General features: G+C 32.1%; 25 protein-coding genes, 1 tRNA gene and 1 other RNA gene. 20 read left to right on the top strand and 7 right to left on the bottom strand.

Translation table 11 applies throughout. The features are described from left to right. Positions 1–11: 11 nt before the first annotated feature. Positions 12–473: a (2Fe-2S)-binding protein gene (locus tag ABW636_RS13995; protein WP_367590682.1), complete on the bottom strand. Its 462-nt coding sequence runs from the start codon at positions 471–473 to the stop codon at positions 12–14. A 161-nt stretch (positions 474–634) separates the two neighbouring features. Here ABW636_RS13995 and ABW636_RS13990 point away from each other — a divergent pair, with 161 nt between their 5' ends. From ABW636_RS13990 to ABW636_RS13970, 5 genes are all read left to right on the top strand, one after another. Then, positions 635–1,183 carry an AAA family ATPase gene (locus ABW636_RS13990; protein WP_367590680.1) on the top strand — a complete coding sequence of 183 codons (549 nt, stop codon included), beginning with the start codon at positions 635–637 and terminating at the stop codon, positions 1,181–1,183. A gap of 1 nt (position 1,184) precedes the next feature. Further along, the gene (locus ABW636_RS13985; RefSeq protein WP_367590678.1) at positions 1,185–3,086 is read left to right on the top strand and encodes a RecQ family ATP-dependent DNA helicase; all 1,902 of its coding nucleotides are present in this window, start codon (positions 1,185–1,187) and stop codon (positions 3,084–3,086) included. Between the two features lie 4 nt (positions 3,087–3,090). After that, entirely contained in the window at positions 3,091–4,038 is a 948-nt protein-coding gene (gene fmt / locus ABW636_RS13980; RefSeq protein ID WP_367590676.1) for a methionyl-tRNA formyltransferase, read from the top strand. A 186-nt stretch (positions 4,039–4,224) separates the two neighbouring features. Further along, complete coding sequence (locus tag ABW636_RS13975) at positions 4,225–4,497, top strand: HU family DNA-binding protein (protein ID WP_367590675.1); 273 nt, start codon at positions 4,225–4,227, stop codon at positions 4,495–4,497. A 135-nt stretch (positions 4,498–4,632) separates the two neighbouring features. Next, the gene (locus tag ABW636_RS13970) at positions 4,633–5,193 is read left to right on the top strand and encodes a YqgE/AlgH family protein (RefSeq protein ID WP_367590674.1); all 561 of its coding nucleotides are present in this window, start codon (positions 4,633–4,635) and stop codon (positions 5,191–5,193) included. On the opposite strand, the gene ABW636_RS13965 is transcribed toward ABW636_RS13970, so the two are convergent. Both ABW636_RS13965 and ABW636_RS13960 read right to left on the bottom strand, forming a co-directional pair. Then, entirely contained in the window at positions 5,190–6,038 is an 849-nt protein-coding gene (locus tag ABW636_RS13965; protein ID WP_367590673.1) for an aminotransferase class IV, read from the bottom strand. The genes ABW636_RS13970 and ABW636_RS13965 overlap by 4 nt on opposite strands. 64 nt (positions 6,039–6,102) lie before the next feature. After that, positions 6,103–6,495, bottom strand: coding sequence for an START-like domain-containing protein (locus ABW636_RS13960; RefSeq protein ID WP_367590671.1), 393 nt, complete (start codon positions 6,493–6,495; stop codon positions 6,103–6,105). 176 nt (positions 6,496–6,671) lie between these two features. Between ABW636_RS13960 and ABW636_RS13955 the strand changes: the two genes are divergently transcribed. After that, positions 6,672–6,745 (top strand) — tRNA-Met (locus ABW636_RS13955). 290 nt (positions 6,746–7,035) lie between these two features. Here ABW636_RS13955 and ABW636_RS13950 read toward each other — a convergent pair. Together ABW636_RS13950 and ABW636_RS13945 are read right to left on the bottom strand one after the other, a co-directional pair. Further along, on the bottom strand, positions 7,036–7,836 hold the full coding sequence (locus ABW636_RS13950; RefSeq protein ID WP_367590670.1) for a helix-turn-helix domain-containing protein: 801 nt from the start codon (positions 7,834–7,836) through the stop codon (positions 7,036–7,038). A gap of 563 nt (positions 7,837–8,399) precedes the next feature. Next, entirely contained in the window at positions 8,400–9,260 is an 861-nt protein-coding gene (locus tag ABW636_RS13945) for a helix-turn-helix domain-containing protein (protein WP_367590669.1), read from the bottom strand. Between the two features lie 791 nt (positions 9,261–10,051). On the opposite strand from ABW636_RS13945, the gene ABW636_RS13940 reads away from it, so the two are divergent. The 11 genes from ABW636_RS13940 to ABW636_RS13890 all read left to right on the top strand — a co-directional run bounded on the left by ABW636_RS13940 (position 10,052) and on the right by ABW636_RS13890 (position 18,241). Continuing rightward, entirely contained in the window at positions 10,052–10,762 is a 711-nt protein-coding gene (locus ABW636_RS13940; protein WP_367590668.1) for a helix-turn-helix domain-containing protein, read from the top strand. A 149-nt stretch (positions 10,763–10,911) separates the two neighbouring features. Next, on the top strand, positions 10,912–11,457 hold the full coding sequence (locus ABW636_RS13935; RefSeq protein ID WP_367590667.1) for a YceI family protein: 546 nt from the start codon (positions 10,912–10,914) through the stop codon (positions 11,455–11,457). 1 nt (position 11,458) lies between these two features. After that, a complete protein-coding gene (locus tag ABW636_RS13930; RefSeq protein WP_367590666.1) occupies positions 11,459–12,607 on the top strand; it encodes an NAD(P)/FAD-dependent oxidoreductase in 1,149 nt (382 codons plus the stop codon). Further along, on the top strand, positions 12,604–13,305 hold the full coding sequence (locus tag ABW636_RS13925) for a methyltransferase domain-containing protein (RefSeq protein WP_367590665.1): 702 nt from the start codon (positions 12,604–12,606) through the stop codon (positions 13,303–13,305). Before ABW636_RS13930 ends, ABW636_RS13925 begins: the two co-directional genes overlap by 4 nt. Beyond that, positions 13,306–14,358, top strand: coding sequence for a type III polyketide synthase (locus ABW636_RS13920; RefSeq protein ID WP_367590664.1), 1,053 nt, complete (start codon positions 13,306–13,308; stop codon positions 14,356–14,358). Further along, positions 14,352–15,146 carry an SDR family oxidoreductase gene (locus ABW636_RS13915; RefSeq protein ID WP_367590663.1) on the top strand — a complete coding sequence of 265 codons (795 nt, stop codon included), beginning with the start codon at positions 14,352–14,354 and terminating at the stop codon, positions 15,144–15,146. The genes ABW636_RS13920 and ABW636_RS13915 overlap by 7 nt, the downstream gene beginning before the upstream one ends. 2 nt (positions 15,147–15,148) lie before the next feature. After that, the gene (locus tag ABW636_RS13910; RefSeq protein WP_367590662.1) at positions 15,149–15,583 is read left to right on the top strand and encodes a 3-hydroxyacyl-ACP dehydratase FabZ family protein; all 435 of its coding nucleotides are present in this window, start codon (positions 15,149–15,151) and stop codon (positions 15,581–15,583) included. Position 15,584: 1 nt separating this feature from the next. Next, positions 15,585–16,859 (top strand): beta-ketoacyl-[acyl-carrier-protein] synthase family protein, encoded by a 1,275-nt coding sequence (locus tag ABW636_RS13905; RefSeq protein WP_367590661.1) that lies wholly within the window; start codon positions 15,585–15,587, stop codon positions 16,857–16,859. Between the two features lie 18 nt (positions 16,860–16,877). Next, positions 16,878–17,132 (top strand): acyl carrier protein, encoded by a 255-nt coding sequence (locus tag ABW636_RS13900; RefSeq protein ID WP_367590660.1) that lies wholly within the window; start codon positions 16,878–16,880, stop codon positions 17,130–17,132. Beyond that, a complete protein-coding gene (locus ABW636_RS13895) occupies positions 17,129–17,707 on the top strand; it encodes a 4'-phosphopantetheinyl transferase family protein (RefSeq protein WP_367590659.1) in 579 nt (192 codons plus the stop codon). Before ABW636_RS13900 ends, ABW636_RS13895 begins: the two co-directional genes overlap by 4 nt. A gap of 99 nt (positions 17,708–17,806) precedes the next feature. Further along, positions 17,807–18,241: a hypothetical protein gene (locus ABW636_RS13890; RefSeq protein WP_367590658.1), complete on the top strand. Its 435-nt coding sequence runs from the start codon at positions 17,807–17,809 to the stop codon at positions 18,239–18,241. 129 nt (positions 18,242–18,370) lie between these two features. Here the strand turns inward: ABW636_RS13890 and ABW636_RS13885 are convergent, their stop codons facing one another. Next, positions 18,371–18,805: a doxx family protein gene (locus ABW636_RS13885; RefSeq protein WP_367590657.1), complete on the bottom strand. Its 435-nt coding sequence runs from the start codon at positions 18,803–18,805 to the stop codon at positions 18,371–18,373. Positions 18,806–19,262: 457 nt separating this feature from the next. On the opposite strand from ABW636_RS13885, the gene ABW636_RS13880 reads away from it, so the two are divergent. Continuing rightward, positions 19,263–20,138 (top strand): sterol desaturase family protein, encoded by an 876-nt coding sequence (locus ABW636_RS13880; RefSeq protein WP_367590656.1) that lies wholly within the window; start codon positions 19,263–19,265, stop codon positions 20,136–20,138. 75 nt (positions 20,139–20,213) lie between these two features. On the opposite strand, the gene ffs is transcribed toward ABW636_RS13880, so the two are convergent. Next, positions 20,214–20,312, bottom strand: an RNA gene (gene ffs / locus ABW636_RS13875) — signal recognition particle sRNA small type. 88 nt (positions 20,313–20,400) lie between these two features. On the opposite strand from ffs, the gene ABW636_RS13870 reads away from it, so the two are divergent. Together ABW636_RS13870 and ABW636_RS13865 are read left to right on the top strand one after the other, a co-directional pair. Beyond that, on the top strand, positions 20,401–21,453 hold the full coding sequence (locus tag ABW636_RS13870) for a glutaminyl-peptide cyclotransferase (protein ID WP_367590655.1): 1,053 nt from the start codon (positions 20,401–20,403) through the stop codon (positions 21,451–21,453). Positions 21,454–21,597: 144 nt separating this feature from the next. Then, the gene (locus tag ABW636_RS13865; protein WP_367590654.1) at positions 21,598–23,364 is read left to right on the top strand and encodes a DEAD/DEAH box helicase; all 1,767 of its coding nucleotides are present in this window, start codon (positions 21,598–21,600) and stop codon (positions 23,362–23,364) included. Positions 23,365–23,476 lie beyond the last annotated feature (112 nt).

Genomic DNA, 23,476 nt, shown 5'->3' with positions numbered 1-23,476 from the left:
ATTAAAAAGGGTTAATTGGTTTTCGTTGCTGCAAGTGCTACTGCTGCTTCTATTCTATTATAAGACGCACATCTGCAGATATTACCACTCATTGCATCTCTTATTTCTGAAGTATCCGGTTTAGGATTTTGTTTTAGGAAAGCTACCGCAGACATGATCTGCCCAGCTTGACAATATCCACATTGTGGTACATCTATCTCTTTCCAGGCTTGTTGCACCGGATGAGTACCTTCTTTAGACAATCCTTCTATAGTTGTAATTTCCATATCTTCTACCATCGATACTTTTAGCAAACAACTTCTTGTTGCAGAATCATCTACATGTATTGTACATGCACCACATTGCCCTACACCACAACCAAATTTGGTACCTACCATATCAAGATGATCTCTTAACACCCATAAAAGAGGAGTATCCTGATCTGCCTCAACACTATGAGACTGACCATTAATTTTTAGATTATAAATTGGCATGAGTTTATTTTTTATAATTAATTTCAGTAAGAACAGCTATCCTTCAGGAAGGTACTAAAAAAACATTTTCATCATCCAACTTTAACAGACCTTTATACTTCATTGAGTCAAGATTTCATAAATCCCTTTATAATTACGAGATTTGTAGTAAAATTATTCCTTTGGCAAAGAAAAGAATCGTAATTACAGGAGGTCCCGGTACAGGTAAAACATCGATCATTAATAAATTAGAAGCATCTGATTTTTTCTGTTTTCATGAAATCATACGAGATATGACAAAAGAAATACTTAAAAACAATGTGATCGACTCTAATCCTATTATCTCGGTATCTGATCCATATCAATTTAATAGTATGATTCTTAATGGCCGAATTGATCAATTTAAAAAAGGATTATCTCAAGAAGATACTCTTATATTTTACGATAGAGGTATCCCTGATGTATTAGCCTACATGAGGTATTTTGATCAACCTATCGACAAACTCTTTACAGATGCCTGTAAAGAAAACAAATACGATCAAGTTTTTCTTTTACCCCCCTGGAAAGAAATCTATGTAGAAGACATTGGCAGGTATGAAAGTTTTGAACAAGCACAAGAAATACATAATCATTTGGTCATGATGTATGAAAAATTTGGGTACAAATGTCATGAAGTACCCTTTGGAAGTATTGAAAATAGATTCAATTTTATCATTCAAAACATAGTGTAATTTGATAAATCCGCCTATTAAAATATTACAGCAGTACTGGAATCATAACACCTTTAAACCATTACAGGAAGAGGTTATCAATACTGTTCTTGAAGGCGAAGATGTTTTTGCATTGCTACCAACAGGAGGTGGAAAATCGATATGTTTTCAAGTTCCAGCCTTGCTTAAAGAAGGAATTTGTATCGTTATCTCTCCACTAATAGCCCTGATGCAAGACCAGGTACAACACTTGTCAAATAAAAATATAAAATCGATTGCTTTACCTAGCGGAATAAAATATGCCGAATTAGATGCCTTGCTGGATAATTGCATTTATGGCAATTATAAATTTTTGTATCTATCTCCAGAACGGCTTCAACAGGACATTGTACAAGAACGATTAAGAAAGATGAATATTAATCTAATCGCTGTCGATGAAGCACATTGTATTTCTCAATGGGGAAATGATTTCAGACCTTCTTATAAAAAAATTGAAATCCTCAGAAACATTCACCCTTCTGTTCCTATTATTGCGCTTACTGCATCTGCTACTCCAGAGGTCGTAGAGGATATTATTACCGAATTAGATCTTTTTCAACCTAAAGTATTTAGGCAATCTTTTTTCAGATCAAATCTTGGGTATAGGGTCGAACATGCAGATGACAAAAACTATTCACTGATACGAATTTTAAACACCTATCCAGGAACCTCTATAGTCTATGTTCGCAATAGAAAATCTGCTATAGAAATAAGTAATTTCCTTACTACAAACGGTTATACCGCAACGTACTACCATGGAGGTGTTGACTCTAACGAAAAAACGAAACGTTTTAAACGGTGGATGCAAGAAGAAATCAGAGTAATGGTAGCTACCAATGCTTTTGGAATGGGCATCGACAAATCAAATGTTCGTACGGTTATTCATTACACCATTCCTGAAAGCATCGAGAGCTATTTTCAGGAAGCTGGAAGAGCAGGAAGAGATGGAAAACCTTCGTTTACATTTTTATTAAAAAACGAAAATGACCATTATCGTTTACGCAATCAGTTTATTAAAGTATTGCCCGATATCGATATGGTAAAGTTGGTTTACAGAAAACTATGTAACTATTTTCAGATTCCGTATGGCGAAGGAGAACAAACAAAATTTGACTTCTCTTTCACCAATTTTTGTGCAATCTACAATTTACATACGCTTACTACATATGCCACTTTACAATTTCTTGATCGCTGCGGAGTAATACGTTTTATGCAACGATTCACCAAAAAAACAAGTGTACACATAACTACTTCTGGAAATCAACTTTTGAACTTTCTTGAAAATCATAAAGAACATCAATTAATCATCAAGGCAATTCTAAGAACTTATGGTGGTGTTTTTGATGAAGAAACGGTTATCAACATATCACAAATAGCTTCTAAAACCAATCAATCTGAGACTAGAATAGTACAAACCCTAGAACAGTTAAAAAAAGTTGATTTATTAGAGTTTACACATCAAATATCTGATGCAGATATTATATTTTTGGTACCCAGAGAAGATGAGCATACAATTAACCGCATAAAACATCATCTTACCAAGCAAAATGCTTCTAAGGTAAAAAAGATAGAAGCTATTCTCGAATTTACAAATGATAACCATACGTGTCGAAGTAGACAACTGCTGCATTATTTTGGAGAAAACGACACTAGCGATTGCGGAATTTGTGATTATTGCGAATCAAGAAACAATAAAACAGGCACCGTTAATCTAGACGATATTAAAGAAAGTATCATAGAATTATTAAAAACCAAAAATTTATCTTCTCGTGATTTGCTTTCGGCGTTACCTTATTCTGAAGAATTAGTACTTAAAGTACTTCGCGAAATGAATGAACATCAAATTATAAAAATTAATTACGATAATAACTACCAACTAGTATAAAACAATGAGAGATTTACGAATTCTTTTTATGGGAACTCCTGACTTTGCCGTAGAAACTTTAAAAACAATTATACAAAACGAATATCATGTAGTTGGAGTCATTACAGCACCCGATAGGCCTGCTGGAAGAGGAAGAAAACTAAAAGCATCTGCGGTTAAGGAATATGCATTGTCCAAACACATTCCCATTCTACAACCCACAAATTTAAAGGATGAAAGTTTTATAGCAGAATTAAAAACACTAAATGCAAATCTACAAATCGTAGTTGCCTTTAGAATGCTACCTAAAATTGTCTGGGACATGCCTGCGTATGGTACTTTTAATTTACATGCATCTTTGTTACCAGACTATAGAGGTGCCGCTCCAATAAATTGGGCTATTATTAATGGCGAAAAAAAGACCGGAATCACAACATTTTTTATTGATGAAAAAATAGATACTGGTCACGTGATCTTGCAAAAAGAAGTTGTAATCGAAAATACAGATAGTGCAGGTGAACTGCATGACAGATTAATGACAGAAGGAGCTGGGTTGGTTATAGAAACTTTAAAAGCTATAGAAAATGATGCTGTGGTGGTTACACCGCAGCCTAATACTCAAAATCTTAAGACTGCATACAAACTAAACAAAGAGAACACCAAAATCAACTGGTCAGAGGACATGTACACCATTCACAATCTAATAAGAGGCTTATCCCCTTATCCTTCTTCATGGTGTACACTACATAACAATAATACTTCTGAAAATGTCAAAATATATGACACCATTCCCATTGAAGAACCTCATAGCCTAGAGATTGGTAAAGTTGTTGTTGAAGACGCCACTATAAAAGTAGCCGTTAAAAATGGTTTCATAATAGTTAATAAACTCCAACTTCCAGGAAAAAAAGCAATGGATTCGAAAGCTTTATTAAATGGGTATGTCTTTTATAGAGATGCAAAAATGAGCTAAGACCAGCTATAGCAAGGGATTCATAATCAATACAAAACACCAATGTTTATTAACAATCGTATTGAGTTATCAACAAATCCCTGTATTTACAGGGGTAATACTTGCATGAATCATAAATCCGTATAAATTTGTAGAGCGTTTAATATAAAGATTGGTTTAACCAACAATTAATTTAAAAACAGAATTATGAACAAAACAGAATTAATCGATGCAATGGCAGCTGACGCTGGAATCACTAAAGCAGCGGCTAAAAAAGCCTTAGAATCTTTCTTAGGAAATGTAGAAGGTTCTCTTAAAAAAGGAGACCGTATTTCTTTAGTTGGTTTTGGATCTTGGTCAGTATCTCAAAGAGCTGCAAGAGAAGGTAGAAACCCTCAAACAGGTAAAACGATTAAAATCGCTGCTAAAAACGTTGTTAAGTTTAAAGCTGGTACTGATTTATCAAACTCAGTAAACTAATCAGTACTTTTTCAATATTATTTAGAAACTCCCATTTCTGGGAGTTTTTTTTTGTAGTGTTTTGTCAAAAAACCACTCAACTCCTTTGATTATTAGAAATAATTATTTAGCTTTAAGATAAGTAAAGTAACTAATATGATATCACTTCAACCATCAAAAGGACATTTATTAATTGCCGAGCCATCTATAATTGGAGATGTATCTTTTAATCGTTCGGTTGTTCTTTTGGCTGATCATAGCGATCAAGGCTCTATTGGTTTTATCATGAATAAACCGCTTGATTATTTTCTTTCTGACCTTATTCCAGAAATAGAATTCGAATTTAAAATTTATAATGGAGGACCCGTAGAACAAGATAATCTATATTTTATTCATAAAAGACCCGATTTAATACCTAATAGCGTAGAAATATCTGGTGGCATATATTGGGGAGGGGATTTTACCATTGTTTCTCAACTCATCGCTCAAAATAGAATTACCGCTAATGAAATTCGATTTTTCTTGGGGTACTCTGGGTGGGACTCTCAACAATTAAACCAAGAATTAGAAGCTAACTCCTGGGTTATCGTAGAAAACAATTACAAAAAGAATATTATCGGAAAATCTTACAATTCTTTCTGGAAAGAAAAAATGATAGAACTTGGTGGTGATTATATCCTCTGGTCAAATGCTCCAGAAAATCCTACTTATAATTAGTCTCCCAGTCGTATTCTAGCATTTAGCGCACCTAATATCCTTTTACTTATCACAGTATCGTATTCTTTTTTTCTAAACTTTGTGATAGGTTGTATACCGGTTACAACATTTGTAATAAATAATTCATCTGCTTTTTGTAGTTCGAATGGAGAAATAGAAGCTTCCTCTACCTCATAATCTGGTAATTTCTTCAGGATTTTTAACAATTGAGTTCTTAGCACACCTCTTAAACAACCATCGGATAAGGGCGGAGTTTTTATAGTACTACCTTTCACCAAAAATAAATTTCCGTTCAGAGCTTCTACAACCATTTTATTTGAGTTTAACAGCAAACAATTTTCAAAGGAGTTTTCTTTTGCAAAAATACCTCCTAGAATATTTATAATCCTGTTATTCGATTTTAAGGTTGATAATAGGTCTGCTACTACATAATGATCTTTAAACAAAGTGACCTCATGTTTCTGATCAGAAATGGTATAAAACCCAGATGATATTGAAGAAACTACTATTGTATATTCAACTTCATTAGAATCGGGAGTATATAAACCACCCGAAACTCTATTAACAATTAATTTTACTCTGGCTGTTGCATTTGTTAACTCATTTTTTTCTACCATGCTTAGAATTTCTTCTTCAAGAAACTCTGGGGTGAACTGCATAGGAATTTGCATCCTAAGAATACGCATCGAAGCCATTAGTCTAAAATAATGATCTTCCCAAAATAATATGCTTCCCGAATTAACTCTGATCGTTTCAAACAACGCATCTCCATAGGCATATCCTCTATTGTTTATAGCGATTACTGCCTCTTTGTCCTTTACTAATTTTCCGTTACTATTAATCATAAAAAAAACTCCATAAAACTATACGTTTATGGATTTATAAAATTTGAAGTGCAAAAATACGGAATTATGCCGAACCTAATACATGTTTTAGGTTACTGATCATGTTATCCCAAAGCATTTTATTTTCATCTATTTCATCATCTTCAGAATAATCAGTAATCATCAAAGAAACATCTTTGGTAATTTCGTCTACTTGAATACGTATTTCAAAGAAATAATCGTTCCCATCCTCTTCATCAGCCAACCATCTAAACTTAATTCTTTCCCCGCTCTTTCTACTTAAAAGCTTTGCTTCTTCTTCAGAATCATCCCAAATAAAAGTAAACAGTTCTCCTCTAGAATTTACGTTATCGGCAAACCACTCAGAAAGCCCAGAAGGTGTTGATATATATTGATATAGTAATTGTGGTGACGACTGTACCACAAACTCTAGTTCATATTTTGTTTTTTCAGACATATCATTAATTGTTGGTAAGCCAATATATAGATTAATTAGCTACTTTAAAAGGACAATGAAAAAAAAATTAAAATAGTAAGAATTGTTTGTAACAATACATTTTGTTTTTATATTTGCACCCTCCTAAGCGATACTATTAAAATTTAGTATTCTTTTTTAGGAGATTTTATTTAAATGGCGAGGTAGCTCAGTTGGTTAGAGCGTCGGATTCATAACCCGGAGGTCGGGGGATCGTGCCCCCCTCTCGCTACAAAAAGAGGCTGTCTAAAAACATTTAGGCAGCCTCTTCTTATATTTTCTCTATCCCAATTCTAGATTACCCTACCATAGGATTTAGATAGAGAACTATGATAAAATATAAAGCTTGTTTTGTACTAGTGATGAAACCTACCCCATATAGTTCTCTACCACCGCGAAGTAATAAAATACTCCCTTACCCTATATTTCTGAATTTAAGAACACTCTCCTTCTCTTAAATTCTCTACAAAAAAAGGTTCTTAAAACTAATTATCGTACCAATGGAAGCATTGGCACCCATTTTTACAAAAATTGTTTCTTATATAAAGAGGGAGAAGTACCTACTGTATTTTTAAAAATACGATTAAAACTCGTTTTCGAATTAAAACCACAGTCATAGGCAATAGCTAATATTTTAAGATGATTATTTGCCGGGTCGCTTAGCTTTTCTTTTACTTCATTAACCCTATATTCATTAATATAGGTATAAAAAGAAATATCTAAATATTGATTTAAAAATGCAGACAACTTCTTTTCTTTAACCTCTAGCAATTTAGCCAATGATCGTAACGATAAATCGGGATCAAGAAAAGGTTTTTCATTTTCCATAAGATGTATCAGCAATTGCTTTAGATCTTGCACCTCTGTTTCATTATAGAATGGTTGTGTTTTCTCTTCGTTTTCTTCTATACTAATTACTGGTTCTTTTCTATCTTCTTCTATAGAATTATGTTTATCAAACAAAAAGTTGGGGACCAGTACTCGAGATTGCATCAATCCGTGATATCCCAGGTATACTAATACAAAAACGATCCCAGTAGCGATCAAATAAAAACTATTCCAGGATAAGGCTCCCCAAATCAACTCTCCTATAGTAAAAAGAATATCGACCCCTACAATAGATAAAGCACCGATCAACATTTTTTTTATCCATCCCAAATGAACACTATCGGTATTAGAATGGTAATGCAAAATAATATGTTGTGCTTTATTCAGAACTTTAAGAGAAATAAAACAACAGATTACAGAATAGATATCTATAATAGGGATATAATCATCACAACTATTTAAATATTCGAAAATATATCCTTCTTCTCTAAACATTGAAATAGAGTAAGGCATCGTAAAAAAAATGAAATATAAAAAAGGAACTACAAAATATATAGCACTTTTTTGAAACAATTTTTTGGAGGGTAAAAAAATAGATTTTACATATAATAATAATAAAGGTCCTATTAAAGTAGCTGCTGCATCTTCTACTATAAAAGTAATGCGATAAAGTAACTGGTACTTATGCAAAATGGCATAAAAATAAACCAGCGTAAACAGAATTATAGAAAAAATAACAAAAAGGATTTTCTTATGATACCCCTTTTCTTTCTTCTTTAAGAAAAGGTACAGAATCACTAAATTACTAAAGAACCCTAACCAAAAAACAAAATCTAATACTAACTCCAATACTAATTTAATTAATGTGTTGCTATCAACAAAAATGAAACAAAAGCTTTATTCTCTCTCTTTTATACAAAAACATATACTCTATTAATTCAAACATACCCAAATTTTCTCTTATCCACATGGTGTTTTTTATCAAAAAACTAAAACTCATCCATAGCAAAATTAGTATGTAATAGATTTATCCCATCGACTGCTTATCGTTGTAGTTCTTATCTTTCAATAATGTTTATTTTAAACTGAGAAGGAGAAATTCCTACGGTATTTTTAAAAATACGGTTAAAACTAGTTTTCGAATTAAAGCCACAGTCATAGGCAATGGTCATCATTTTAAGATGATGATTTGCCGGGTCACTTAACTTTTCTTTTACTTCATTAACCCTATACTCATTTATATAGGTGTAAAAAGACTTGTCTATATACTTATTAAGTAATGAAGAAAGCATTTTTTCTTTGATGTTCAATACATCTGCCAATGATGACAATGATACATCGGGGTCTAAATATGGTTTTTGATGATTCATTACGTCGTTTAGCAATACAACCAAACCCTTCATTTCTGATTCATCATATTGTGATTGCTCTTTTTCTTTTTTATCTGGCGAAATAATAACACTATCTTCATTTTGTTCAGGTGTATTGTTTTTTAATAAAAAAACAGGAAGCAAAACCCTTGATTGCGTAATTCCGTAATACCCTAGATGTGTAATAACAAAAATTACCCCTGTAACAGTAAAATACAATACATCAAAAGCCAGTTCTCCCATAATTAATTCTATTATAGTAAAAAGAACATCTATACAAATCACAACAATAATACCTAGTAGTATCCTCTTTATCCACCCTACATTCACAATATCATTATTAGAATAATAATGCTTTATAACATGTTCTACTTTGTACAAAAGTTTTAATGCTAAAAGACAATAGAACAAAGAATATAGGATCATTAATGATATATAATCCTGAAATACCTCTATATAACTAAAAACATATTCTTCTTTATAGAAAAAAAACCATATCGGGATCGAAAATAAGAATATATACAACAACGGAAAAACAAAGTTCTTCATATTGTCTTTCAACAAGTTATGAGATGGCAAAAAAACAGATTTAACATACAACAGCAACAACGGACCAATAAAAACTGTCAAAGAATCCTCAAATATGAAAGTACTAAAAAATAGTATTCCGTTCCTATGAAAAAAACCATAGAAACAAACGACGGCTAGCAATATCCATAAAAAAATAACAAAGAGTACCTTTTTATGAAACCCGTTCTCTCTATTCTTAAAAAGAAGGTAAAGTATCAGAACGTTGATAAAAAAACCCAAATACAAAATAAAATCTAAGGCTACCTCCAAGACAAACCAATTGTTAATTTAAAGCAAAAAAACTACAAATAATTGATGAAACAAAGCACCCTTAAAAACAATTAGTGAAACAACTGATATACTATTGTTGAATTATAGAGTGTTTTTATAAATATGTTAATTTTGCTTATTAAGATTGTTTTGTAGTCATTACCATTTACTTCACTTTAGTAGTTTGCACAACTTTATTCTTGTATATTTTTTTACATTTAATAACTATCAAAAAAATTTCACAAACATAGAAGAGGTTACCTTGTCCAACTACTCTTAATGATATTAAAAAAATAATTTTAGATAATCTCTCGTAAGGTTCATATATCAAAAAATAACATAAATAAGTCCGATTTTGTTCAATTTTAAGGTATTAAAACCTGAAAAAAAGTTGATTTTGATACGTTTGTTTTCGGCAAAAGTTAACATCAAAAAACAATGTTTAACAACTGTAGTCGTAAATATATCAACAATAATATCAGGCTCAAGTCCCAAAAAATATGATAAAAACAAAACCATTATTTTATGATAACAAAGAGTATATTTATGATAATACTTTAACTATAAATCAACAACTCATAAGTCATAAAACTGTAAATGACTTTTACAAATTACATACTACTCTACAAAAAAACACAAATGAAAACCTAAACATTTCTAATATCCTTCATGCAAAAACAGGAAATATGGTTTTTATCTTCTTAATAGCTATTCTTATATCATTATTATATAGAAATTACGATCTTAGAAAAAATCACCAACAAAAGCTTGAGGATTTCATTAATACTAAGGGCACCTCGCAAAAATGTAATATAGAAGCAGAGATCATTGTAACAGAAATATTATCTAAAAAAACAATTCGTAAAATAGAGAAAGAATTAACCACTTTTATTTTGAAGCAAGAGTATTTACAAAAGAAAATTTCGATTAGTGTACTAGCAAAAAAAATGAATACTAATGGAAAATACTTATCACTATATATCAATCATTATGAGAAAAAGAAATTTACAGATTATATTAATGAATTAAGAATATCGTATGTCGTAGAAAAGATTAAGAGTGATCAAACAATAAGACAATATACAGTCAAAGCTATATCAGAAATTGCAGGCTTTAGCAATCCTGTATCTTTCTCTCAGGCATTTTTGAAGAAAATGGGAGTTAAACCGTCTTATTTTATACAAAAAATAGAACAAAATATCTCATCCTAACAGAATAGTTTAGTTATATCAACAATAAAGTTACGTTCAACTAAAAAGTCATTTATAAAAAAATAATTTGGGGGCTCTTTGACGAGAATCCCACTTTATTTTTTACTAATCTGTAATTTTAGACTAAATTGTAGGACTAAAGGACACAAATGATGATAAAAACAACTCTTTTTTCTCTGGTTTTGTTTATTTGTGCATTCTCCCTTAATGCGCAAAATCTATCCCAAAACATATCTAAGACTACTGTCAACTTTAAAATTAAAAATCTAGGACTAAACGTTGATGGACACTTTTCTGATATCAAAATCGAAAGTAACTTTAATATCAACGCACTAAATGATAGTTATTTGAACGCTACTATAAAAGTAAGTTCTATAGACACAGGAAACAAAACAAGAAACAAAAGCTTGTCTGAAAAAGATTATTTTGACAGTAATACCTACCCAGAAATACAATTGAAATCTACTTCTATAAAAAAGAAAACAGAAAGCACCTATCTCTTAACTGCACAACTCACCATAAAGAATACCACCAAAACGGTTACAATACCATTACAATTATCAGAAAATGGTTCTTCTGTAACATTAACTTCATACTTCGAACTGAATAGAAGAGATTACAACGTAGGAAAGAAAAGTTGGGTAATGTCTGATATCGTAAAAATAAATGTAGTATACATTGCAACTCGTTCATAATTTGACAGAACATAACGATAAAAATCAGGTAATAATAATTGGTGGGGGTCTTGCTGGTTTGGTAAGTGCCATTCACCTTTCTAAAAAAGGATTGCAGGTACTTGTTATAGAAAAAAACACCTATCCAAATCATAAAGTATGTGGTGAATATGTTTCTAATGAAGTATTACCATATCTAGAATCCATTGGCTTTATCCCAGATACTTTTGACGCCAAAAAAATAAAAAAAATTGATCTAAGTAGTACTAAAAGTAATAGTATACAAGCCAATTTACCCCTAGGAGGTTTTAGCATTAGCCGATATACTCTGGATCATGAATTGGCTAAGAACGCAATCAAAAATGGAGTTACTATTAGTATTGATACTGTTGTTAACATAGAATTTAAGAAGGATACATTTTTTGTTTATACCAAAAATAATGAAATCCACACCTCTAGAATAGCTATTGGAGCGTATGGTAAACGTGCAAACATAGATGTTAAATTGAAACGAACATTTATTCAAAACGATTCTCCGTACTTAGCTATAAAAGGGCATTATAAAGGAGATTTTCCCGAAGATTTGGTTGGGCTTCATAATTTCAAAGGAGGATATTGCGGGGTTTCAAAAATTGAAAACAATCATATCAATATATGCTACATTACTACTTATAAATCGTTTAAAAAGTATAAAAACATTGATGACTTTCAGGATCAGGTATTATGTCAAAATATACATCTAAAAAAACTTCTTAAAAACACAGAAGTTGTATTTTCTAAACCGATAAGCATTAGTCAAATTTCATTTTCATCAAAAAATCTTATAGAGCAACATATATTAATGTGTGGAGATACTGCAGGTATGATTCATCCATTATGCGGTAACGGTATGGGAATGGCAATTCATGCCGCACAAATACTATCAACGCTTATATTAGAGTATTTTAATAATAAAGCGATATCTAGGCAAACCCTAGAAAAAAAATATACTCTAGCCTGGGAAAAAGAATTTGGACAACGATTAAAAATGGGTCGAATTTTGGCAGTATTGTTTAGAATAAATGTTTTTTCTGAGCTTGTAATATGGGGACTAAAAATAATGCCTTGGTTGTTGCCATTGATTATAAAGCGTACGCATGGCAAACCCTTAAAACCCTTAACAAGTCTATGATAAACACAAAACAACGAAGTGATTGTTCTGAAATCATGGATGACTTTGCCTTAACCGGTGAAGTTTTAAAAAATACGCTGGATCAAATCGCTACCATCAACAAATTATTGGGAGGTAATAATATAACCTTAAACGGAATAAAAAAAATACTCCCGAAACAACCTGAAAAAAAAACAGTCGTTATTGTAGATTTGGGATGCGGAAATGGTGATATGCTAAGAGCTGTAGCTCGTTTGTGTAAGAAAAGAAAACAACCCTGTAAATTGATAGGAATAGATGCCAATGAATATACGTTGAAATATGCTCGGGATTTATCAAAAGAATATCCCGAAATAAGTTACATAAATCAGGACATTTTATCTGATAATTTTGATGGACTATCTTGTGACATCATATTGTCTACATTATTCTTTCATCATTTTACAACCACTGAAATTGAAAATGTAATAACTGTACTTTTAAAAAAAGTACAGTTAGGTATCGTTATTAATGATTTACATAGACATCCTGTAGCGTATTACCTATTCAAACTAATATGCATTTTTATCAAGAACCCAATGGTGAAAAATGATGGGTTAGTATCAATTTTAAGAGGATTCAAAAAAAAGGAATTGCAACAAATAGCGACTCAATTCGAAGAAAGAAGCAACATTAAGTGGAAATGGGCTTTTCGCTATCAATGGATAATAAAAAAATAAATGAGTGTAAAAATAGTTTCTGTTGCTAAGCAACTACCACAATATAGTCGGTCTACAAAAGAAATTCTTCCTTATATAAAAGTTTGGTTAGAAGGACAAGAAAAACGTTTTCAACGTAAAGTATTAAAAATATTCGAAAATGCGGGAGTGGATCGACGATACTCTATTATGGATGCTCATGAGGTTTTTCTGAACACTTCTTTTGAAGAAAAAAATGAAATTTATAAAAGAGAGTCTATTACACTTGCCCAAAATGCTTTGACCAAAGCACTCACAAAAGCGCAATTAAAGCCACAAGACCTGGATTATATCATTACTGTAAGTTGTACCGGGATTATGATTCCTTCATTAGATGCTTATTTAATAAATAATCTGGATATGCGACAGGATATCGTGCGATTGCCGGTAACCGAAATGGGGTGCGCCGCAGGGGTATCGGGGATGATTTATGCAAAAAACTTTTTAAAATCTAACCCCAATAAACGAGCTGCTGTAATAGCAGTAGAATCGCCTACTGCAACTTTTCAGTTAGAAGACTTCTCTATGGTAAACATTGTGAGTGCTGCAATTTTTGGAGATGGAGCTGCAGCGATGATTGTTTCTTCTCATGAAAATGACCAAGGCCCTAAAATTATAGACGAAGCTATGTATCATTTTTATAATGCAGAACACATGATGGGATTCCAACTACGTAATACAGGCCTTCAAATGATATTAGATAAATCGGTACCAGAAACCATTGCTAGTCATTTTCCAAATATTGTACACCCCTTTTTAGAGAAAAACAACCTAACGATTGAAGACATTAATCATTTAATTTTTCATCCAGGCGGAAAAAAAATAGTACAAACCATAGAAGAACTTTTTGGATCCCTTGGTAAAAATATAGACGACACCAAAGAAATCCTTAAATTGTATGGAAATATGTCTAGTGCCACTGTATTATATGTATTAGAACGGTTTATGGATAAAAAACCAGCAACTGGTGATAAAGGGTTACTATTAAGTTTTGGCCCGGGATTTTCTGCACAACGAACATTAATAGAATGGTAAAAGATACAACACACAATAATTGGGCTATTATTTTGGGAGGATCTAGCGGATTGGGCCTTGCCAGTGCACAAAAACTAGCACAACATGGCTACAACATATGTATAATTCATAGAAACCGAAAAACAGAACTCAATCATATTGCTCAGGAATTTGAGCAAATAAAAAAACGTAATGTATCGTTTATATCCTTTAATATAGATGCAACTAATAAAGAAAAACGTACCGAGGTAATTTTGGACTTAAAAGAAATATTAGGTAAGAATGCTAAGATCAATGTTTTGATACATAGCATTGCCAAAGGTAATCTAAAACCGATGGTTTCTGATTCTAAAAACACGTTGCTTAACGACGACTTTCGATTAACCATTAATGCGATGGCTATTAGTCTATATGATTGGGCTGTCGACTTGTTCGAAGCAAAATTGTTTGCTAATGATACTCGAATCATCAGTTTTACTAGTGAAGGTAACACCAAGGCCTGGCAACATTATGCAGCCGTTTCTGCCGCCAAAGTAACCTTAGAAGCAATTACACGAAATATTGCCCTCGAGTTTGCTCCATATGGAATTAAAGCAAACTGTATTCAGGCGGGTGTTACAGATACCCAATCATTAAGAAGGATACCGGGGAGTGATCAGATCATAGAGCATTCTATAAAAAGAAATCCATATCATAGACTCACACAGCCCAATGATATTGCTAATGTTGTTTATCTTTTATGTACAAAAGAAGCAGCATGGATAAATGGTACTACGATACCTGTTGATGGAGGTGAGCATTTAAGTTAATTATGGAAACAACAGAAATTATATCTCTACTCCCCTATCAGGCGCCTTTCTTATTTGTGGATGCAATCGAAACCGTATCAGAAAATAATATTAAAGGCTCTTATACTTTAAAAAAAGATGAATACTTTTATAAAGGCCACTTTAAGAATAACCCCATTACTCCAGGTGTAATTTTAACCGAAATTATGGCGCAAATTGGAGTAGTTTGTCTCGGTATATATTTAATGAAAGATACTATAGAAAAGCAATACAAACCTTCAATAGCACTTACGTCTAATAGTGTTGATTTTTTCTTACCTGTTTTCCCTAACGAAAAAGTAACAGTGGTTTCAGAAAAAGAATATTTCAGGTTTAATAAATTAAAATGTCATGTAAAATTATTCAATGAAAAAGAAGCATTGGTATGCAGAGGGTATATCGCTGGCATGATTAAATAATATGGATAAGAAAAGAGTTGTTATAACAGGTATGGGGGTTGTTGCTCCAAATGGGATAGGTCTTTCCTCCTTTACCAATGCCATTAAAAATGGTACATCGGGTATTCAATTTTACAAAGAGCTGGAAGAGCTTGGCTTTTCTTGTTGTATCGGTGGAATTCCAAAAATTACTGAAGAACTTAAAGAGCACTATTTCACATCACTACAATTACGTAATTTTAATAGTTCGGGTATTCTATACGGCTGTATTGCAGGTATCGATGCCTGGAAAGATGCAGGATCAGAAACAGATGTAACTGATGTAGACTTTGATAGCGGAACCATTTTTGGTACAGGAACCTCTGGTGTAGAAAAATTTAGAGAAGCAATCTACAAATTAGATGACAAGAAGGTAAAACGATTAGGAAGCACAGTTGTTGCGCAAACAATGGCTAGTGGTATAAGCGCATATCTTGGAGGTATGTTAGGTTTGGGAAACCAGGTTACTACCAACTCATCGGCATGTAGTACGGGTACCGAAGCTATTATAATGGGATTCGATCGCATTCAATCTGGTAAAGCAAAACGTATGCTAGTTGGTAGTTGTAGCGATCATGGCCCTTATCTTTGGGGCGGCTTTGATGCTATGCGCGTAATGACCTATAAGCACAATAATACACCAGAAAAAGGGTCCCGACCTATGAGTGTTTCGGCATCTGGTTTTGTGCCTGGTAGTGGTGCTGGTGCAATGGTACTAGAATCGTTAGAAAGTGCCAAAAAAAGAGGAGCAACTATATATGCAGAAGTTTTGGGAGGAGCCATCAACTCTGGAGGACAAAAAAACGGAGGAACTATGACAGCTCCTAACCCCAAAGCGGTAGTACAATGTATAAAAGATGCACTAAAAAACTCTGAGGTAATTGCCCACGAAATTGACTTAATAAATGGTCACTTAACAGCTACATCAAAGGATGCACAAGAAATAGAAAGTTGGACAAAAGCATTGCAATTAAAAGGTACTAATTTTCCTCATATCCAATCCTTAAAATCTATGATTGGACATTGTCTTGCGGCTGCAGGTTCTATAGAAAGTGTATCTTCTGTACTACAATTAAGCCAAGGTTTTATATTTCCGACAGTTAACTGCGAAGATATTCATCCAGAAATTTCTACCATGATCAATAGCAATAAGCTATCCGATAAATTGATTTCTAAACCTCTAAAAATTATTGCCAAAGCAAGTTTTGGTTTTGGTGATGTAAATGCCTGTGTACTTTTTAAAAAATTTGATTCATAATAACTATAGAATATAAAAATGACCAAAGAAGAATTAATACCATCGTTAAAAACAATTGTAAAACCATATATCCAGGATGAAGAAGCATTTAATAACCTAACAGAGGAAACCGACTTTATTAATGATTTGAAGATTAACTCTGCCAATCTTGTAGATGTTGTTTTGGATGTAGAAGATAAATTTGACATCGAGATCGATAACGATTCTATGGAAAAGATGCTATCGGTAAAAGCCGCAATAGATATTATTACCAACAAATTAAATCAAAAATGATCGGTAATGATATAATAGATTTACAGTTGGCTGCCCAAGAAAGTGACTGGCAACGAAAAGGTTTTTTACAAAAGATATTTACTGCTTCAGAACAAAACCTTATTCTATCCAGTAAAAATTATTTTCAAGTAGTTTGGCGATTGTGGAGCATGAAAGAAAGTGCCTATAAAATTCATGTTCAGCAACATTCTAAACGTTTTTTTGCTCCTCAAAAATTCGAATGTTTCATACAAAGTAAAACCAATGGAATGGTATGTTTTGATAGCACAAAGTACCTCACAACATCTGTAACAACTCCCCAATACATCTACTCGATTGCAACCACAAAAACAATTCAAAATAACTCAACTTCATGTTTCAAAATTAATTCGACATCAAGACTCAATCAACGACAAGCAACTTATCATAACCTAAAATCTACTATTAGTAATCGTCATAAAACACTTTTTGATACGTTAGCACTAAAAAAGAACGCTGCAGGAGTTCCTTCGTTATATCAAAACGATCAAATATTAACACTCTCTTTTTCAATTTCACATCATGGAAACTATGGATTAGTTTCTATCCAAAATTAAATCAGACACCATGAAACAAACCATATCAAAGTTTTTATACACAACAAAAATGATTGTTTGGTGAGTGCTATGTAACATCTAAAAAAATATCGTAAACACATGAAAGAATTTATATCCTATGCCAAATCAAAATTTAACGTAGACAAAAAACTAATTCTTATATACATTCTGATTTATTTTAGTTGGGGAATGGGGATGAATGAATTTGGTGCTACCATGCAAATAGCAAAATTTACTTTTTGGTGGCAAGTAATTACCTGTTATATCTTATATATGATCCCCATTTCTTTGTTATTAAGAGGTTTACCATTTCATATGCAATACGCTTATGGTTTGGTTGCCATGGGATTATTAGAATTTGGGGGGTATGCTCTTAAAACTTCATATGCATACCCTAATAATATCCTAGATCAGTTTTTTAATATCAGAAACTTTAGTTTGGGAATGGCTTTGTTTTTTGCTTTATATTTTCCGATCGGAAATTGGGCTGTTTCTAAAATTTATAAGCTATTATTTAAAAGTGATGACGAATAAAGCTATTTCTATTAGGTCACATATTTGTTATTAAACAAGTTTAATAATAAGAATGCCATGTTTAAAATAAACATGGCATTCTTATTAAAAAGTTTACTGCTATGACCTGTAATCATTCAATACAGTATACTATAAACTTTTTAATCTTACTCTCAATGCTTCAGGAAACTTATACAAGGTTAATAAAGCTCCAATAATGATAATGTTTTTGAAAATATATTGTCCTAGCAATGTAAATACGAGAGGAGAATTAGAAAATGATTCCTCTGGAAACAAAAACAAAGGCGCAAAAGTAAATAGCATATGTATAAGTGCTAAACTAATTGTAAGCTGTCTTCGAATATTAAAAATTAATAATAAACCAATGATGGTTTCTGATATTGCCAATAAAATAATGGATACATCAGGGGGTACTAACCCAAACGTTAAAATATCTATAGTATTCTTGGCTAATTTTTCTGCATGACTGGTATTAGGAAAATATTTTAATACCCCAAACCAAAGATAGACCAAACCAATACTAAAGGTTAAAAACCGACTACTTGACACTCTTTTTAAATTCATAATTTGTTGTGTGATTTACGTGATTAATCTTTTTTTTGCAAATCATTAATTAGTAAGTTTAGTATACATTATTATAAGCCATACAAAAGCCTTTAGAATACTAACTCTAGTGTTAAGTTTGTGTTATTGAAAATTCTATAAAATACTTAGTTTCCCTACGATCAAATGTATTACTAATAGAAATTATACAAGTATTTTTTAACACCAATTTAAGGGGAATAACCCCAAATGAATATGTTTTTTCCACAATCACTATTTAGGTCGACAACGGCGAATAAAAGTTTCTTTTTAAGGTAATCTAATGGTTAATTTTATGCTATTAAATACGACGAGAGCACTTTTTTAAACCATCTTGTCAAATTGATTCTATAGTGGTATTTTTAACTACCACATACTTCCAAAATCAAAAACACCGATTGAGGTGTTATTTTTAAATATTTATAATGACTATATAAGCATGGAAAACTACACAACAGCATTTGTCAATTCTTTTATAGGAAATGTACAATGGATCTGGAAATCTATACTTTTCGAAGTTCCATGGTATCTGAACTACTTTTGGGGACTTATCGTGATATCCCTTCTTATATGGGGACTAGAAATTATGTTTCCCTGGAGAAAAAATCAATCAATACTTAGAAAAGATTTTTGGTTAGATGCATTCTATATGTTTTTTAACTTTTTCATTTTTGCCGTTGCTATAAATGGAGTGTATAAAGTTTTAGAGATATTATTTAAAGAAACAGGAATCTCTTCACAATTTTTTGTACTAATTAATCTTTCTTCTCTTTCTAACTGGTTACAATTAGTTCTATTTTTTATCATTTTGGATTTTGTACAATGGGTTACTCATATAGCACTTCACAAGTTCCCTTTTCTATGGAAATTTCACAAAATACACCACTCTGTTAAAGAAATGGGATTTGCAGCTCATTTACGCTATCATTGGATGGAAAACATTTTTTATAAGCCTCTAAAAACTATAGGAGTTATGCTACTTGGAGGTTTTGAACCTGAACACGCATACATAGTTCATTTTATCGCTATTATTATTGGGCATTTAAATCATGCTAACGTTAAGATTACCTGGGGTCCTTTAAAATATCTTATTAACAATCCAGTAATGCATTTATATCATCACTCTTATGAACTTCCAAAAGGGTCTTATGGCGTTAATTTTGGAATAAGTCTAAGCATTTGGGATTATATTTTTAAAACTCAGCACATTCCAGAAGATAGCGGGACTATAGAAATTGGATTTCCGGGAGACGAAAACATTCCTAAAAATTTTATTCAACAACTAATTTACGGTTTTAGAAAAACCAAAGATTAGTAATTAACAATTTTCTTGGGTAGCGTATAATTTTGGAGTAAGATTAGTTCTAGGAAAGTAACTTTTAGGCACAAAAAAAGGCAAGCTACCTACATCACACCGCTACAACCGTCTACCTTTGCTGCGTTCCCGCCCTGGAGGATTCAACAGGAGCTAGTTGTGTAGGACTTGCCGCTGCAAAGATACAATCTTTAAGAGATAAAACAATGATTTTTTAAACCCAATTAAAATAAATATCTTGCTTTAAATTATAACAACCCTAATGAAAACACATAACTTATTAATCATCATTATATTAAGCACATTCTTCTTTTCTTGCAGAAGCAATCAAGATCAAAGAAAAAAATATTTTTCTATCAATATTGTTAATAATCAAACCAAATTTAAGCTTGGTGAAACCATAAAAGCTAGTATTAGTAACACTCAAAACATTCAAATTGATTCTGTAACTTATGTGTTGGATTCAAAAAAAATTGCTTCAAAAAGTAATTTTGATTTAGAAGAAAAGATAGATGAGGAAAAATTAGGGAAACATATACTAACAGCGCAAGTATTTTATGATGGTACTATCGATACTATTAGTAAAAAAATAACTTTACTAAACAATATTGCACCTAAACTATTTTCTTACGAAATAGTAGCTACTTACCCTCACGACAAAAATGCTTTTACTCAAGGTCTAGAATTTGTAGGGGACACGCTATATGAAAGCACGGGTAAAAATGGAAAATCCTCATTAAGAAAATTAGATTATAAAACAGGTAAAATATTACTACAAAAAAAAGTTCCTGATGCTTACTTTGCAGAAGGAATAACCATTTTGAACCATAAGATATATCAATTAACATGGACCTCTCGAGAAGGGTTTATTTATGATTTGTCATCACTAGAAAAAACAGGAAGTTTTGCCTATAATAAAAGTAAAGAAGGATGGGGACTGTGCAATGATGGTACTTATATATATAAAAGTGATGGTACCGAAAAAATATGGGTTTTGGACTCACAAACGCTTGCAGAAAAGGAGTATATAGAAATTACAACTAATAAAAGTGTTAAATCAAAATTTAATGAATTAGAGTGGGTAGATGGTAAAATCTATGCAAATACATGGCAAAAAGATGGTATTGCTATTATTAATCCAAAGAATGGTGCATTGGAGGCTGTAATAAACCTTTCTGGGCTAAGAGAAAAAGTATCTCAACATCAGGAATTAGATGTCCTAAATGGTATTGCCTATAAAGAAGATACAAAACAGCTATTTGTAACAGGAAAAAACTGGGACAAACTTTTTGAGATAAAAATTATCAAAAAGTAATATGTTTCTTTCTTATTTTTAAATCAAAAATTTAGTAAAATTCCTTCTTTTTTAAAACAATCCTTATAGCAAACATCATAATTAATACCTTGTTATTATAATAGACAGATAATAAAACGTACATTTGCGGCTTATTTTAGCTATATGAACAAATTTGAAGCATTAGGCCTTGGTGATGCCATTGTAAAGGCAGTGAATGAAATGGGTTTCGAAACCCCGAGTGAAGTACAAGAAAAGGCAATTCCTATTTTGCTCAATGAAGATACCGACATTGTTGCTTTGGCACAAACTGGTACAGGAAAAACAGCAGCTTTTGGTTTTCCGTTAATCGAAAAAGTTGATAGTTCTAGCAGGATTACGCAGGGATTAATACTTTCTCCTACTCGTGAGCTTTGCTTGCAAATCACAAACGAGTTAAAAAACTATTCTAAGTTTGTACCGGGATTACATACCGTTGCAATTTATGGTGGAGCCAGTATTACAGATCAGGCAAAGCAAATAAAAAGAGGAGCTCAAATCGTTGTGGCAACTCCTGGACGAATGCAAGATATGATTAATCGTAAAATGGTGGACATCACCAATATCGGTTATTGCGTACTGGATGAAGCTGATGAAATGCTAAATATGGGATTTTATGAAGATATTAATTCTATTCTTTCTCATACTCCTAATGAAAAAAGTACCTGGTTATTTTCTGCTACCATGCCAAAAGAGGTATCTACCATAGCCAAACGGTTTATGCACGAACCGGTAGAAATAACTGTAGGACATAAAAACACAGGATCAAAAAACGTATCTCACGAATATTATGTTGTTAATTCTCGAGATAGATACGCTGCTTTAAAAAGATTAGCAGATGCCAATCCAGATATATTTTCGGTAATATTTTGTCGTACAAAAAGAGATACGCAAAAAGTTGCAGAGAACCTTATCGAAGATGGTTATAATGCTGCAGCATTGCATGGGGATCTAAGTCAAAATCAGCGTGATCTGGTAATGAAAAGCTTTAGAAACCGACAAATACAAATGTTAGTAGCTACCGATGTTGCTGCCAGAGGAATTGATGTTGATGATGTTACTCATGTAATTAATTACCAATTACCCGACGAAATTGAAACCTATACCCACCGAAGTGGACGAACAGGTCGTGCAGGTAAGAGTGGTGTCTCTATGGTGATTGTTTCTAAAAGTGAAATTAGAAAGATTAAATCGGTAGAACGTATTATTAAGAAGAGTTTTGAGAAAAAAGAAATTCCTAGTGGAGAAGAAATATGTCAAGTACAACTTTTTCATTTAGCCAATGATATAAGAAAGGCCGAAATAAACCACGAGATTGATAGTTATTTACCTTCAATTAATGAAGTTCTTAAGGAATTTTCTAAAGAAGAATTAATCAAAAAGTTCTTCTCGGTAGAATTTTCTCGTTTCCATAATTATTACAAAAAGGCAAGAGATCTTAATGTATCCAATGAACAAGGAAACGACTATAGCAATAATGGTAGCACCCGTTACTTTATTAATGTAGGAGAAAAAGATGGGTTTGATTGGATGACACTAAAAGATTTCTTGAAAGAAGTTCTTGAAATTGGTAGTGATTCTTTAAGTCGAGTAGATGTTAAAGAAAGCTTTTCTTTCTTTAACACGTCTACAGAACATCAGGAACGTGTTCTTCAGATTTTTGAAGACTTTAGAATGGAAGGACGAAAAGTAAACGTCGAAATTTCTAAAGATTCTGGACGTAGAGGTGGCGGTAGACGTCGTCGTGATGGTGGTGATAATAGTTTTAAAGGAAAAAGAAGAAGCGATGGTTTTAAACCTAAAGGAAGAAAACGTTTCGACAACAAGGATAACAAAGGGAATGAAAGCGGGAATAGAAGAAGAGACCGAAGAAAACGTAGTGATCGTAGATAATATTATTAGATAAGTAAATCTTAAAATATCAATATATTGATTCATCGTTTTTCTAAAATACCACAGTGAGTAAAAACATTTATTAGTTTTTATGTCACTTTGTAGAAAATTA

It is taken from the genome of Aquimarina discodermiae, from assembly GCF_040786235.1.
Lineage (GTDB): Bacteria > Bacteroidota > Bacteroidia > Flavobacteriales > Flavobacteriaceae > Aquimarina.
Note: the sequence above shows the minus strand (reverse complement) of the source record. Positions and strands in the feature narration are given on the sequence as shown.